This window comes from Stomatobaculum sp. F0698, assembly GCF_030644385.1.
In the GTDB taxonomy this organism is placed as follows: Bacteria; Bacillota; Clostridia; order Lachnospirales; family Lachnospiraceae; genus Moryella.
Window position 1 is genome coordinate 388627 of the sequence record NZ_CP130060.1, and the last position, 15025, is coordinate 403651.

Here is a 15025-nt window from a genome sequence, read left to right on the forward strand (position 1 = left end):
CTTCTTGAAACTTCTTGAAACCGTACTCTATAATATAGATATCGGTTATCGGCGCGAGGCGGGTACGAACCGGGAAAGCCCGCTCTAAGCCGATGGGGGAAAAGGAGGTTTCTATGCAAACAGTAAAGCTTGATATGTATCAGGCGCTCGCAGTCGCAGTCGTCATGCTGCTCATCGGACGCGAATTGGTCGCACGGATTGAGTTTCTCCGTCGCTACTGCATCCCGGCACCCGTTGTCGGCGGCCTTGTGTTCGCAATCGCGCATGCGGTGCTCCGCGGCACGGGCGTCATGGAGTTCGACATGGACGTCACCCTGCAGAAGGTCTTCATGACCGCATTCTTCTGTTCGGTCGGTTATATGGCAGCCTTCGGCATGCTGAAGAAGGGCGGAATCGGCGTGATTCTGTTCCTCGGAGTCTCTGCCGCAATGTGCATCATCCAGGACTTGGTCGGCGCAGTCGGCGCAAAGGCCTTCGGTCTGGATCCGCGCATCGGTCTCGCAATGGGCTCCATTCCGCTGGTCGGCGGACACGGAACCGCAGGTTCCTGGGGCCCCTTCCTCGAGAATCTCGGCGTTGCAAACGCAACCACGGTCGCGGTCGCGGCGGCTACCTACGGCCTGATTTCCGGCTGCATGATGGGCGGCCCGATTGCTTACGGCAAGATTAAGAAGTACGGCCTGAAGTCGAAAGAGCTCAAGGATACGCACAAGACCGCAACAGTCGATGTCTCCGCAGACACCGAGGCGCTCGATGAGAACAACATTCTGAACGCAGCGCTCTACATTGTCGTCGCGGTCGGCGCGGGAACCGTTGTCTCCTTCTTCATCGGCAAGGTGCTCACCATGCCGGCTTACATCGGCGCAATGATCGTCGGCGCCATCATCCGCAACATCCAGGAGGCGCGCAAGGTCAAGATGCCGATGGGCGAGATGAATGCGCTCGGCAATGTCTGCCTCTCGCTCTTCCTCGCACTTGCAATGTGCAACCTGAAGCTCTGGCAGCTTATCGACCTTGCGGTTCCGATGATTGTCATCCTTCTGCTTGAGACGGTTGTCATGTGGTTCTATGCATCCTTCGTGGTCTTCAACATCATGGGCAGAGACTACGATGCGGCTACCATTTCGTCCGGCTTCTGCGGCTTCGGTATGGGCGCTACCCCGAACGCAATGGCAAACATGCAGGCAATCACGAACATCTACGGACCGGCACCGGTCGCATTCATGATTGTTCCGCTGGTCGGTTCGCTCTTCATCGACTTCGTGAACGGCCTGATTATCACGGGCTTCGCAGGTTTCCTGACGAGCTTCTTCCACCTGTAAGAGAGAAGACAGGACTTTGGAATAGGCGACAAGCAACCCGGTGCGAGTCGCCTATCGTTATATACAATAACCAAAGTGAGAAGACTGATAGCAAAGTTACCGGAAAAGTGTTACAATGGTATCATCGTGAGCGGGGAATCTATTGAAAAACCTGCCACATAACGTTTTGTATCATTTTATTTTCTGTAGGAGGAAAGTGACATGAGCAAGTTGAATCCGTACATTGAGAGAGTCATTGCCGAGGTCAAGGCAAAGAACGCGCACGAGCCGGAGTTCTGCCAGACGGTCGAGGAGGTTTTCTCTTCGCTGAGCCCGCTGGTCGACGCACATCCGGAGTATGAGAAGAACGCTATTCTCGAGAGAATGGTCGAGCCGGAGCGTGTCATCATGTTCCGTGTTCCGTGGGAGGATGACAAGGGCAACATGCATGTGAACCGCGGCTACCGCGTCCAGTTCTCGAGCGTGATCGGACCCTACAAGGGCGGCCTTCGTTTCGCTCCGAGCGTAAACCTTTCCATCATCAAGTTCCTCGGCTTTGAGCAGACCTTTAAGGATTCGCTCACCACGCTTCCGATCGGCGGCGCTAAGGGTGGTTCCGACTTCGATCCGAACGGCAAGAGCGATGCCGAGATTCAGAGATTCTGCCGTTCCTTCATGGAAGGCCTGTTCCGCTTCATCGGACCGGATGTCGACTGCCCGGCAGGCGACCTCGGTGTCGGCGGCCGTGAGATCGGCTACATGTTCGGCGCTTGGAGAAGACTGACTTCCTCCTATGCAAACGGTGCTCTCTCCGGTAAGGACCCGCTGTTCGGCGGCTCCGCATTCCGTCCGGAGGCAACCGGCTTCGGTGCTGTCTACTACCTCGAGGAGGTTCTGAAGCACGAGAAGGATGAGATGAAGGGCAAGAGAGTCGCACTTGCAGGCTTCGGTAACGTCGCATGGGGCGTTGCTACCAAGCTCGCTGAGCTCGGCGCTAAGGCAGTTACCCTGTCCGGCCCGGACGGCTACATCTACGATCCGGACGGCGTTACGACCAAGGAGAAGATCGACTTCCTGCTTGAGATGAGATCCTCCGGCCGCAACAAGGTTCAGGATTACGCAGATAAGTTCGGCGTTCAGTTCTTCGCAGGCGAGAAGCCGTGGGGCCAGAAGGATGTCGACATCGTGATGCCGTGCGCAACGCAGAACGACGTTGATATCAACGAGGCAAAGAAGATTGTCGCGAACGGCATCAAGTACTACATCGAAGTTGCGAACATGCCGACCACGAACGAGGCTCTGAAGTATCTCCTTGAGCAGAAGAACATGATCGTTGCTCCGTCCAAGGCGGTCAACGCAGGCGGTGTTTCCGTCTCCGCACTCGAGATGTCTCAGAACTCCGAGAGACTCTTCTGGGACGGCGAGGAAGTCGACAAGTGGCTGCACAAGATCATGAAGGGCATCCACGACGGCTCCGCAGCTGCAGCTGAGCGCTACGGCCTTGGCTACGACCTCGTTGCAGGCGCTAACCTTGTCGGATTCGAGAAGGTTGCAGACGCTATGATTAAGCAGGGTCGCGCACTGTAAGTCTAAGTTAACAAAACCGAGGCGGCCGGAAACCAGTTTCCGGCCGCTTTTTTCTAAGAACCCAACACAGGAGGAAAGAAACGATGAAGTGCCTGATTACAGACGCTGTTTATCCCGGCATTGCCGAGGAGCTGAAGAAGTTCATGGACATTAAGACTTCCGACGGGAAGCCGCTCTCCAAGGAAGAGATGATTCGCGAGATCGCGGATGCGGATGTGCTCATCATGCGCGTCGATCCGAAGATTGACCGCGATGTTCTGGATGCCGCAAAGAACTTGAAGGCAATCGGCGTCTGCGCTGTCGGTCTGAACCACGTTGATCTGGAGTACGCGAAGGAGAAGGGCATTCAGGTCTTCAACGCACCGGGCCTCAACGCAAATGCGGTTGCGGAGCTCACGATCTCCAAGATGCTGGACATCTCCCGCCACACGATCCCGGCAAACCAGGACGTCAAGGTGAACCACATCTGGGATAAGTACAAGTATGTCGGCAGAGAACTGCGCGGCAAGACCCTCGGTGTGATGGGCTTCGGCCGCATCGGCCGCCGTGTCGCCGAGCTTGCAAAGGCGTTCGGCATGGACATTGTCGCTTACGATCCCTTCCTGAAGCCCGAGGACTTTGAGCGCGAGGGCGCAAAGGGCATGGGCATCGACGAGCTCATCAGAGTTTCCGACTTCATCTCCCTGCACATTCCGCTGACCCCGGAGACCAAGGACCTCTTCAACAAGAAGTCCATCGCCGAGATGAAGGACGGCGCGGTTGTTCTCAACATGAGCCGCGGCGGCATTGTCAACGAGCAGGATATGTACGAGGCACTCTGCGAGGGCAGAATCGGCGGCTATGCTGCGGATGTTATGGAGAACGAGCTCGCAGGCAGCGGCCTGAGCGGCAACGACGAGTTCCAGAGCCCGCTCTTCTCCTGCGACAACTTTGTCATCAGCCCCCACATCGGTGCGCAGACGGTCGACGCTTCGAGAGACATCGGCCTCCACATCATCGAGAAGGTCAAAGAGGTTATGAACCTCAAGTAAGAGTTCATACGGGTTTTACAGACAAGACAGCTGTCCGCATGCGCGGGCAGCTGTTTTTTTATTTGTGTTATAGGACAAAAAGAGTTGGTAAAAAGGGCTTGGCATGTAAACCTGTGTCCTTGCGCGATACTTTGTACGAAAAGCGGAAGAAGCAGCCGGATCTTCGAGGTGGGCTGAGAGGCCTGCTATGTTGCACCCGAAGCAGAAGTGTGTAATCCGGTGTAAATACAAAATGACAACCAGGCTCAAGCGGCGGAGCGGGAAGCACAGAGATAAGCAAAGAAATCGGTATGCGGAGCGTAAATAGAAAACAAGCAAAATGAACAGCGAAATGAGGCGGGAAGAAAAGCCGGAGACCAAGGGCTGTAAGGCCGCCGAAAAAGGACGGCATGTACACAGGAAATTCAAAAAAATATTTCAAAAAAGATGTTACAATGCAGTAACCAATCGGAGACGCTTGCGTCTTAATCTATAGAGAAGCAAAACGGGGGAAGTTTGCATGACGGAACAGGAGTTACTCGCGCTCTACGAGCAGCGGGATCAGAGAGCAATACTGGAGACAGAGGCCGAGTACGGCCGCTATCTGGCGAAGGTCGCCGCTTCGGTGCTCTCCTCGCGAGAGGATGTGGAGGAATGCCTGAATGACACCTGGCTCAGGGCGTGGAACAGCATACCGCCTGAAAAGCCGCAGTTTTTTCGGGCCTACTTAAGCCGCATTGTCAAGAATTTGGCACTCAGTCTGTTTCGGAAACAGCACGCAGAGAAACGCTGCAACGAGAACTTTCAGCTTGCGCTGGACGAACTCGACGAGGACATACTCCCGGCCGTTGAGAGCACGGAGGAGGCGGTGGATCGAAACCGTCTCAGCGCCTGCATCGACCGCTTCTTGGAGACACTCCCGAAAAAACAGCGCATACTCTTTGTGCGGCGCTACTTCTACACCGATTCCATCAAGGAGCTTGCGCTCCGGCAAGGCATGAGCGAAAGTGCGGTCAAGGTGAGCTTACACCGAATCCGCAAAAATCTGGAACTCGTGTTGAGAGAGGAGGAATTTCTTTGAAGAGTCTGGACATCATGGAGGCTATTTCCGACATCTCCGAACGCTGGTTGAAGAGGCAGCGGAGACAAGCGACATTCTGCCGATGCGCGAAGGGGAGTTGGAGAATGTTGCACCGAAGAAGTTAAGACCGCTGAGACGGCACCGCTTGCGGAACATACTCGGCGTGGCGGCAAGTCTCGCAATCATCAGTGCGGTGCTGCCGAACCTCAATCGCAGCACGGCCTATGCGCTGCAGAATCTGCCCATTGCCGGCGCCTACTTTAAGCTGGTCACGGTGCGGGATTACACCCTCGCGGAGGGCGACCGCACGGCGACGGTGAAGATAGGAGAAGTGCAGCTTGAGACCGAGAAGGGCAACTCCGCGGAGCGGGCGCAGAAGAGTGCCGAAGAAGTCAACGCGGCAATTCAGCGCATCACGGAAGAAGAGATTGCAGCCTTCCGAGAAGAGCTGGGAAGCGAGGGCTTCTCGAATTTGGAAATTACAACGGAAGTTGTGACAGACAACGAGAATTGGTACTCGGTCTGTTTGACCCAACTCTCTCAGAGCGCGGACAGCGCCGAGAATCTGCACTATTTCACGATACGGAAGCGCGACGGCAAGCTGATGGCGCTCCGTGATTTGTTTGCGCCCGGCAGCGATTACCGAAAAAGCGTAAGTGAGGAAATCAAGCGGCAGATGCGGGAGGAAATGGCACAGAACCCCGAAAAGGTATACTGGTTGGATACCGACGGCGTCGGAAACGAATTTACGGAGATTTCGGAGCAGCAGAGTTTTTACATCAACCGTGACGGGAAACTGGTCATTTGTTTTGATGAAGGCGATATTGCCCCGATGTCCATGGGAAGCCTACAATTTGTGATGCCCGAAGCGTTAAGCGGGCTCACAATGTAAATCCGGAAGAAAGGAGGACATGCCTACGAGATAAACGAAGCAGTCACAAAAAAGAGAAGCACAACCCCCAAATAAGATCGAGCGCTCTCCCCCGAGCGCTCGGTTTTTATTTGTCTTTTTTTCGCTTGCGGGCATTCGGGAGCGCTCTGCGCCGGGCAAATGTTTGCATTGACGAAATTGCGATATATAATTACTATAGTATCGAAACGATATCAAAACAGCGGAAGGACGGAGAGGAGCAGCGTGTGCCATGGATGAACTGCATTTGAATCCCGCGACTTTGCGGGAGCGCGCGTACGAGGCAGAACAGGCCCATACGGATCGGCATCCGGAACTCGACTTATTCAGCGAAGCCTCGGCGGAAAAGAGCGCGCTGCAGCGGGCGGAAAAGCGCGCGGCGCGGGAAGAACTTCGGGTATCGCTTCGTTTTATGCCAAAAGAGGCACAGGATAGTGAGGCGAATCTACGGGCAAAGACAGAGGCGGAACAGCTCTTTGCGCTGCCGTTACAGTCCGGCGGGCTGCGGGACGGGAAGACCTTTGCCGATGCCGAGCCGGTGAGTGCGGCGCTCATCGCTCTTTTTGCGCTGCTCGGATTTGGCCTTGCCTGGTTCATGCGGGGAAAAAGCCGCAAAGATGCCGAGGACAGTGTGCGCACGGACCCGGCAGAGCGTGAGGAAGCAGAGGGGTAAAGAGAATAAAGTAAAATAATAGAAACTATAATTGATAAAAGCATTGACTTTAGTAAACTTAATTGATACAATCGCGTTGTAACAGTGAACAGAAGCCACGAGAGGAGTATACGAATGACAGGTCAGATTCGCATCACACCGGAGGCAATGCGCGGAAGAGCCGGGGAGTTTCGGGCGGCGAGAGAGAACTTTCTGAATGTGGTTCAGAGCATGAGTAACTTAATCGGCACCCTGCGTGAAGAGTGGGAGGGACAGGCGAGCGAAAAGTTCGCGGAACAGTTTGAGGCGCTACGTCCTTCGTTCAACGAAATGGGAGAACTCATCGAGAGCATTGCAAAGCAGTGTGACGGCGTGGCCGATGCGACGCAGGCACTGGATGAGGAGATGGCGGCAAAATTTATCTCCTGACGGAGAGGGAGGGGGCGGGAGTCCCCTCCTTTTTTACCGAAGGAGAAGCGGTATACGAATCGAGGTAAGCGCTCGGCGAACGCAACAACAGTCGTGCGGGGACAGCGTAGAACAAAGGGGGAGAGATGCAAAAGAGGCTATGCGCGCTTACGGCCGCAGTCTTTCTGGCAGGCTTTGCGGCGGGCAGCGGATACACGGGACTTAAAAGTCGTGCTGCTCCCGCCGCTTTTCGCCGGGAGCAGGCGGGAAGCAAGCGGATTGCGGTGGTCAACCTGGATAACGGCATTCGTCAGGCAGGAAAGCGGATTTACTATGCGGCGGATGCCATGGAGTTTCCGGATGCGGATTTCATCTCGGTGAGTGCGCGAGAGGCGGAACTCGGCTTGGAAAGCGGCTACTATGCGGCGGCGCTCACGATACCCGGGGATTTTTCGGAACAAGCGGACAGTCTGGCCCGCGTCCCGGGGCAGGCAAGCCTCCGGTATACCGTTTCGGCCGAATTGACGGCGGAAGAGCGGGCGGATGTTCAGCGGCGTATCGGAAGCTTCGGAGAGCGCATGAACCGTAACATGGTCTACCTTTATTTCCACGCGATACTCGGCGAATTTCATGCGGCGCAGGACGCGGTACGACCGGCGCTTGAAAATCATGCGCTTGCGTTGCAAGAGCTCGGGGGCTTAAACCCCGAGCAGTGGATGCAAGAAGCGCTGTTGCCGACGGAACCGGAGGAAGCAAGGCCGTCTCGGAGAGCGGTGTATACGACAGCGGCCTATGAGGCGTTGCGCCGTGAACTCGACCGGGAGGAAGCGCTGCTGTTTGAGATAGCGGAAGAGCAGGCGCGTTTGGAAGCCGAAATTGCGCGTTTTGCGGAGGCGGAGGCGCTGCGTGCGGAGAGTCGCACGGAGGCGGCGGAGGCCCTGTACCGCGAGCTGTCGGAAACGGCGGAGCGCGAGGCGGCAGATCGAAGTCGTATCACGCTGCGGCTTGCGAGCGCCTCCGATGCGGAGATTCTGAAAAGCGAGCGCTATCTAAAGCGCACTGCCTCGGCTTCGAACGCGCTCTTCCTTGCAAGCGCTTCGGATGCGCTGCCAGAGACCGAGCGCAGTGCCTGGCGGGCAGAGCGCCGGCAACTCGCGAGTGCCTCGGATGCGACCCGCGCGGCATTTGCCGCGCTGCAAACAGAACTCGAAGAACTGCCCGCCTTTCCGGAAGCGGAACTCAGAAAGCGTATCGATGCGGAGGTTTTCGATGCGTCGAAGGAGAGAGAGGAACGCCTTGCGGATTTAAGGCGGCAGAGTGAGCGACTCTCAAGGCTTTCGGAAGAGACGGCGCTTACAAACGGCAGAGGCGGAGAACGCCGCCTTGCCCGCAGGGAAGCCGTGCGCGCCGTTTGGGAGGAAAGGGATGAACTGCTGGCGGGGATTCGCGCGGAAGAACAGGCGAGGGAAGAGGAACGAAAACAGAGCCGCGCCTACGGTGCTTTGCTAAGAGAAGCCTTGCGGGATGCGGAGCTGAAGAGCGGGACCAAAGCCAAAGAGGCTGTGGAGCGGCTGAAGGAAAACGGCGCGACAAAGCTTGCGGAGAACCGACGACTCCTCGGCGGCTTTGCCGAGCGGCTGCCGCACACGCGAAACGGGAGTCTGCCGAATAAGGCGAGCTACGAAAAAATGGCTGCGCCGCTTCGTCTGATTGAGGAGGGCGGAGCAGAGCCCCCCGAGACAGTCGGAATCGCGACCGAGCCGGTACAAAGCAGGGAACGGCGGGCGGAAGAACTCCCGTTTCGGCAACTCCTCTTTGCGGGACTGGCCCTGTCCGCGGGGGCCGGGCTCGGGCTTATCACGGGAAGGCGGCGTTAAGACAAGCATGGAAATTACGTTTACACTTCGGGAGGCGGAGCGCGAAGAGACGCTCTGCCTCGACGACGAACTGCGAATGGACGAAGTCTTAAGGCGGATTGCGGCGCAGGGCAGTTTCACGGCGCGGGCGGCGGACTGCCTTTATCTTCGCTCGAAGAACGGCGGGGAAGCTCTCTGTACGGCGCAGAGCTTTCGCGCGGCCGGCATTGTGAGCGGTGACGAACTGGAACTCATATGAGGAGGGAAAATGGAAGCGGAAAAGCGCATCTTTGTTCGGAATTCGGAGAGTCGAACGGAGAGACAAAAGAGGGGTTTGCTCGCCGTGAGCAAGCCCCTCTTTTGTCCCTGTGAACTCGAGGAAGCGGAGAACGGTTTTTACTTCCGTTTCGAAACGGCGGGACTGTGGGAATGGGAGGCGGTGCAAGCGTTGGAGACGGAAGAAAAATTGCGGCTCTTATTAAACTGCGCCGCGCTCGAAACGCTTACGGCACACTATGTGTTTGCGCTCACGCCCGAAAATCTCTTGTTCGACCGCAATCTCTGCCCGCGCGTGCTCATAAGGGATATACGTGCGGAAGCGGCGCGGACGGAGGACTTTTTCCGCGCCTATCGTGCGCTCACGGCCTCGGTGCTCTCGAGACGCTATGGCTTTTCCGATTTTTCGGAGGGCGGAGAGCGTCTCTTTCAGGCAGAGCCGGCCTGTCGCGAACTGCTTTCCCTCGGGTCTGTCGCGGAACTTGTGAGAAATCTCACCGCGCGCTGGGAACGGGAACGAAAGCGGTGCAGGGAGGAAACGGTCCGTATCTCCGTGCGGCGTGCGCGCATTCTCGGCGCTGCACTGCCGCTTTGCGGGGCCGTGATTCTCTGTTTGAGCGCGCTCTGGTTCTTTGCTTACCGCGTGCGGCTTCGGCAGGCCGAACGGCTGATTGCGGCGCAGGAAGCCTATTTAAGAGAGGACTATCTTGCGGTCACGGCAGTGCTGGGGGAGATAAAGGCAGAGCGACTGTCGCCCGAACTCCGCTATCTCTTTGCGCGCGCCGCGGTCTTTACCGAGGGCCTTACGCCGAGACAACGGGAAAATGTTCTCTCCTCGCTTCATGTGAAGAGCGAGGAGAGTCTGCTTTCCTTTTGGATTTTCATCGCGCAGAACCGCTTTGCGGAGGCACTCGATGCGGCAAAACGAAGGGATGACAGCGAATTGCAGCTCTATGCGCTCTTAAAGGAGGAGAGCCTGCTCGCGAGTCGCCGGGACTTAACGGGAGAGGAGCGGGAGGCAGAGGCAGCCGAGATTTCGGCGGCCATCGAAGCCCTGCGGAAAAAACGGGCGGAAACGGGAGGAGGGCAAGAATGAAGCGATATCTGTATCGTAGGGAGGATGTGATTCTGGAGACTGCGGAGGCATCTCGGGAGCCCGGTGCGGAGCTGTTGGTTGTGCTCGACGAGGATAGGCTCTATGCGCTTCCGGAAGAAGCGGTGTTTATCGGCACCGCGCCGCCCTGCCAGCTCGTGTCAAAAGAGAAGGAATTCTTTGCGGTTCTCCGCCCGAACGGCGAATTCTGTCTGCGCGCGGGTGTGCTTTATCGAAACGGCAGACGCTTTTCGGAGGGAAGCGTGCGGCTTCAATGCGGAGATAAGCTATACTTCGGGGAGAGTTTGCTCTGTTTTCGGGGAGACAGCATTGTGCTTTCGGGGGAGAAGATAAGCTGCAGCCTCGAGGAGCTTCCCTTGCTTCGCACGAAACCGCCGCGTTTTCCGCAGTACAGCCGTTCGCCGCGCACAAAAACGCCGCTTCGGGAGGAGACGGTGGAACTGTTGCGCCCGGAGTGCTTGCCGGAGCAGACGCGGGGCGATCAACTGCGCCGTATTTTGCTGCCCCTCTGCACCTTGCTCTTAATGGGCGGCAGCGCCTTTCTCTTGGGGCGCTACTCCATGTTGCTTCTCGGCGGCGGCATGCTGGCCCTCACGCTCTGTTTTGCGCTCGCCGCCTTTTGGAGGGGAAGGCAGACGGCAAGACAGCGGGCAGCCGAACGGGAAGCCGGATACGAGGCATATTTGCTGCGGCAACAAAAGCGACTCGCGGGGCTTCGTGAAAGTGCGCGGGCGGCCGCGGCACACGAAGCCCCGGAACTCTCCGCGCTCGAAGAAATGGCGGAGCGCTATTCGCCGCGCATCTACGAGAGAAGCCCCGCGGACGCCGACTTTCTGGAACTTCTGCTCGGGCGGAGTCGGCAGGCCGCGCCCTTTTGTATCCGCTTTGACGCGCAGGAGACCAAGCGGGAACGAGACCCGCTCTGCCTGGAGGCACTCGCGCTTCAGCGGGAGTTTTCGGAGATGGCGGATATGCCCCGCACGGTGAAACTCACGGAAAGTCAGCTGGGCCTTATCGGAGAACCGGAGCGGCTCGCGAAACTTTTGCGCGGCTATCTGCTGCGCCTCTGTTTCTTTCACTCCTATCACGAGCTCCGCGTGGTTCTCCTCTGCCGGGAGAGCACAAGTTCGTGCTTTCGGGCCTTCTCCCGGTGCCCGCATTTCGAACTGCCGGAACTCGGCGTCCGGGGAGCGGTCTTTCGAACGGCGCAGGCGGAAGCAGTGCTCGCGCGCTTAAGCCGCATCGTACGGGAGCGACGACAGCGGCAGCGCGCGGAAGAAAGAGGACAGCGTTTTTTGCCGCAGTATCTTCTGGTCGCGGAGGATGCCTCTCTCTTGGCGGAGCACAGCCTGCTCGCACAACTCGGTACCGCTTGGCGGGAGAGCGGCATCTCTCTGATTTACTGTGCGCGGAGTCGGGAAGCTCTGCCGGAAAGCATACGCACCATCGTCACAGCGGAGGGCGGAAACGAAGGGCTGCTCTGTCTCCGGGACGGACTGGCCGCGAAGGAACAGCTCTCGTTGGAGGAAATCGGAGAAGAGGCCCTGGAGCGCAGTGTGTGCCGTCTCGCGGGGCTTCGTCATTTCCGGGATGAGAGTGAGGCTCTGCCGGAGCGCCTCGGCTTTCTGGCGCTCTACGGGGTCAAACGGCCCGAAGAACTGGACATCGCGGGGCGCTGGGCGCGCAATCGCGCGGCGGAGGGGCTTGCCGCGCCGCTCGGCGTACGCGCGGCCCGGGATACGGTGGCGCTCGATTTACATGAGAGCGCACACGGGCCGCACGCCCTGCTTGCGGGGACCACGGGCTCCGGAAAGTCGGAGCTCTTACAGAGCCTGATTCTCTCTCTCGCCCTACAGTTTTCGCCGGAGGAAATCGGCTTTTTGCTGATTGATTATAAGGGCGGCGGCATGGCCCATCTCTTTGCGGATTTGCCGCAGCTCCTCGGCACCGTCACCAATCTGGACGGCAGTGACAGTCGCCGCGCCCTGCTCGCCGTAAAGAGCGAGCTTGCGCGGCGGCAGCGGCTGTTTCGCGCGGCGGGCGTGAACCACATCGACGCCTACGGCGGTGCGTATCGGGGCGGATTCGCCGAAGAACCGCTCCCGCACCTCTTTCTGATTGCCGATGAGTTTGCGGAACTGAAGGCCGAGCAGCCGGAGTTTATGGCGGAGCTCATCTCGACCGCGCGCGTCGGCAGAAGTCTCGGCATCCACCTGATACTCGCGACACAGAAGCCATCCGGCGTGGTCAATGAGCAAATCTGGAGCAATGCGCGCTGTAAAATCGCGCTGAAGGTGCAGACGGAGGCGGACAGTCGGGAACTCTTGAAAACAGCGGATGCCGCGGACCTCACCTTGCCGGGACGTGCCTACCTCCAGGTGGGAAACCGCGAGATTTACGAGCTCTTTCAATCCGCCTATAGCGGCGCCACCTATCGGGGCGGCGATGCGGCAATCGACGACCGCATCTATCGGCTGAACGCGCTCGGACAGCGGGAACTCCTCTGTCGCAGTGAAAACGGCGGAGATAAGACCTATCCCGGGGAGAGCGAACTGCGTGCCGTCATTCGGGAAATCCGCCGGACGGCGGAGCGAACAGAGTTGCGTTGCCCGGCGCAGCTCTGGCTGCCGCCGCTGCCCCGCATCTTGCTCACCCCGCGAGATGGCGGGGGCGATGGCGATGGTTTTTCGTTTCCGCTCGGGCTCATGGACCTTCCCGAAGCGCAGTGCATGTTGCCCTGTTCGCATGCGTTTTTCTGCGACGGGAACTTTGCGGTCTTCGGCGCGGGCGGCATGGGAAAGAGCTCTCTGCTGCAGAGCGCGGCGCTCTCTCTTGCGCGGCGCTATTCCTGCGAGACCCTGTATTTTTATCTCCTGGATTTCGGCGCGGGCGCGCTCGCGCCGCTCAAAGACCTGCCGCACGCGGCGGATTACATCAGCTTTGACGAGGAAGAGAAGTTAAAGAAACTCACGGCGCTGCTTAACGCGGAAGTAAGACGGCGGAAGCGCATGCTCGCCGAGCGCGGCGCGGCGTTTTCCGCTGTTATCGCAGCGGGGGAGGCACTTCCGGTCATTGTGCTCTTCTTAGATCACTACGATGCGGTCAAGGAACTGGGGCAGGAAGCGGATCACTTTTTTCTGCAGCTCGCGCGGGAGGGGGCGGCGGTCGGAATCTTCTTGGCGCTCAGTGCGAGCAGGCCGGGGGCACTTCGTTATGCCCTCTTAAATCACATCAAGGACAAGGTGGCACTCTATTTGCTGGAGCCGGCCGAACGCGCGGGGGCGGTCGGGCGCACGTCGCTCACGCTTCCGGAGATACGCGGCAGGGCGCTCATTCAGCGGGAAGGCGTGCATCTCATGCAGTGTTACCGCGCGGCGGACGCGGAGGGAAATGCCTATGCGGCGGCGCTCGCCGCGGAGGTCGCAGCCTGCGCGGCAAATTCGCGGGGAAAGCGCCCGGCGGCGATTCCGTGCATGCCGGAGTTTCTTACGGCCGCGGAACTCCGGGCGCGCTACCGCGCGGAAAAACAGGACTTTCGCTATGCCGTTGGTCTGGATACCGGGGAGATTGCACCGCGAAGTCTTATGCTCTACGGCAATACGACGCTTCTCATCGGGCGGGCGCAGTGCGGTAAGACCAACCTCCTCTCGCTGCTCTATGCGGCCTACGAGGGACAGAACTATGTGATTGACGGCAGCGGAGACCTATATCCGCTCGCGGCGAAACTCGGAGCGCGCTACGCGGACGATGCGGCGCGTCTTGAGGAGCTTCGCCTCCTCCTCGAGGCGGAAATCAAAAAGCGCAGGGCTTCCTACGAACTCAGTGGGAAGACCCTGCGCATGCGGGACTATTTCAAACGGGAGCCCATGCTTGCACTCTGGATCGATGCGGCGGAACGTCTGCCGCATTGGTGTCAAGCGAAGGCAAATGACTGGGAGCACTTGCTCCGCGCTGCCTTAGAACTCGGGGTAACGATTGTCGCCACGGCTTCGAGCACGCAACTCGGCTCCTACGATGCGGTGAGCAAGCTGCTGCGGGAGGCACAGTCCGGTGTGATCTTCGGCGCGCCGGATGAGCAGACCGTGTTCCGCCTGCCGGGGATACGCAGCCGTTCGTCGGGGCCGGATACGGCCCTGCTCTATGAGAGGGGACGCGTCTTTGAGATTAAAATTCCGCTCGCGGAAACCTTACTGTAAGCCGGTCGAAGTCATCGAGGAGAGCTTGTCGTTTGCGAAAGTCAGCGCACAACCGGAGCCGTCGGCATTGCTCCAGCTGTAGTTCGCAATGGTCTGACCGGCAATGAAGCTCGTGCTGACCGGAACTCCTTCGGAGCCCAGGATTTCCTTGACTTCCGCATAGCTGAGCTCCGGGTTCAGCTTGTTGTAGGCTTCGAGTGTCACCTTTGCGTCCTTGTTTTCGATGACACCGATCTGCGAGACAGCGATCAGCTTGTCATTGTCAAAAGCGACCGTGACAAGCTTCATGTCGTCGGCGTCGGACCAGGTATAGCTGCCCTTTGCGGCACCGGCCTTGCCCTCGGCGCCGAATATTTTTTTCACTTCTTCATAGCTCATGCCCTGCTTGAGAGCCAGGTAGCGCGCAGCGGTCGGCTCTCCTTCCGCGGCGGCCTTTTCCTTTGCGTCTTCGGCGCCGGAAGCGCTTTCCGCCTTGCTTTCCGCGTTTTCTCCGGAGACGGAGGTCTCGCTGTTCACGCTGCTTTCACCGCCGGAAGCCGCCTTTTTTTCGCCGCAGGCAACGGCAAACAAGGAGAGAGAGAGGGCCAGAGCGAGGATTAATTTTTTCTTCATATTCACGACTCCTTTCAAAAAA

General features: G+C 58.3%; 12 protein-coding genes. 11 read left to right on the top strand and 1 reads right to left on the bottom strand.

What is annotated here, in order from left to right; translation table 11 throughout:
- Positions 1 to 113: 113 nt before the first annotated feature.
- From gltS to essC, 11 genes are all read left to right on the top strand, one after another.
- Positions 114 to 1322 (top strand): sodium/glutamate symporter, encoded by a 1209-nt coding sequence (gltS, locus tag QU660_RS01920; protein ID WP_304946660.1) that lies wholly within the window; start codon positions 114 to 116, stop codon positions 1320 to 1322.
- Positions 1323 to 1523: 201 nt separating this feature from the next.
- Complete coding sequence (gdhA, locus tag QU660_RS01925) at positions 1524 to 2888, top strand: NADP-specific glutamate dehydrogenase (RefSeq protein ID WP_330670015.1); 1365 nt, start codon at positions 1524 to 1526, stop codon at positions 2886 to 2888.
- An 83-nt stretch (positions 2889 to 2971) separates the two neighbouring features.
- Complete coding sequence (locus tag QU660_RS01930) at positions 2972 to 3919, top strand: D-2-hydroxyacid dehydrogenase (RefSeq protein WP_304946661.1); 948 nt, start codon at positions 2972 to 2974, stop codon at positions 3917 to 3919.
- 499 nt (positions 3920 to 4418) lie between these two features.
- The gene (locus QU660_RS01935; RefSeq protein WP_304946662.1) at positions 4419 to 4979 is read left to right on the top strand and encodes an RNA polymerase sigma factor; all 561 of its coding nucleotides are present in this window, start codon (positions 4419 to 4421) and stop codon (positions 4977 to 4979) included.
- Between the two features lie 82 nt (positions 4980 to 5061).
- Complete coding sequence (locus QU660_RS01940) at positions 5062 to 5871, top strand: RsiV family protein (protein WP_304946663.1); 810 nt, start codon at positions 5062 to 5064, stop codon at positions 5869 to 5871.
- 250 nt (positions 5872 to 6121) lie between these two features.
- Positions 6122 to 6562, top strand: a complete 441-nt coding sequence (locus tag QU660_RS01945) for a hypothetical protein (protein WP_304946664.1) — start codon at positions 6122 to 6124, stop codon at positions 6560 to 6562.
- A 114-nt stretch (positions 6563 to 6676) separates the two neighbouring features.
- A complete protein-coding gene (locus QU660_RS01950) occupies positions 6677 to 6970 on the top strand; it encodes a WXG100 family type VII secretion target (RefSeq protein WP_304946665.1) in 294 nt (97 codons plus the stop codon).
- A 125-nt stretch (positions 6971 to 7095) separates the two neighbouring features.
- Complete coding sequence (locus QU660_RS01955; protein WP_304946666.1) at positions 7096 to 8826, top strand: hypothetical protein; 1731 nt, start codon at positions 7096 to 7098, stop codon at positions 8824 to 8826.
- Between the two features lie 7 nt (positions 8827 to 8833).
- Positions 8834 to 9064, top strand: coding sequence for a hypothetical protein (locus tag QU660_RS01960; protein WP_304946667.1), 231 nt, complete (start codon positions 8834 to 8836; stop codon positions 9062 to 9064).
- Between the two features lie 9 nt (positions 9065 to 9073).
- A complete protein-coding gene (locus tag QU660_RS01965; protein ID WP_304946668.1) occupies positions 9074 to 10177 on the top strand; it encodes a type VII secretion protein EssB/YukC in 1104 nt (367 codons plus the stop codon).
- Positions 10174 to 14391: a type VII secretion protein EssC gene (gene essC, locus QU660_RS01970; RefSeq protein ID WP_304946669.1), complete on the top strand. Its 4218-nt coding sequence runs from the start codon at positions 10174 to 10176 to the stop codon at positions 14389 to 14391. The genes QU660_RS01965 and essC overlap by 4 nt, the downstream gene beginning before the upstream one ends.
- On the opposite strand, the gene QU660_RS01975 is transcribed toward essC, so the two are convergent.
- Positions 14383 to 15003, bottom strand: a complete 621-nt coding sequence (locus QU660_RS01975; RefSeq protein ID WP_304946670.1) for a DUF3862 domain-containing protein — start codon at positions 15001 to 15003, stop codon at positions 14383 to 14385. The genes essC and QU660_RS01975 overlap by 9 nt on opposite strands.
- Positions 15004 to 15025: the final 22 nt, after the last annotated feature.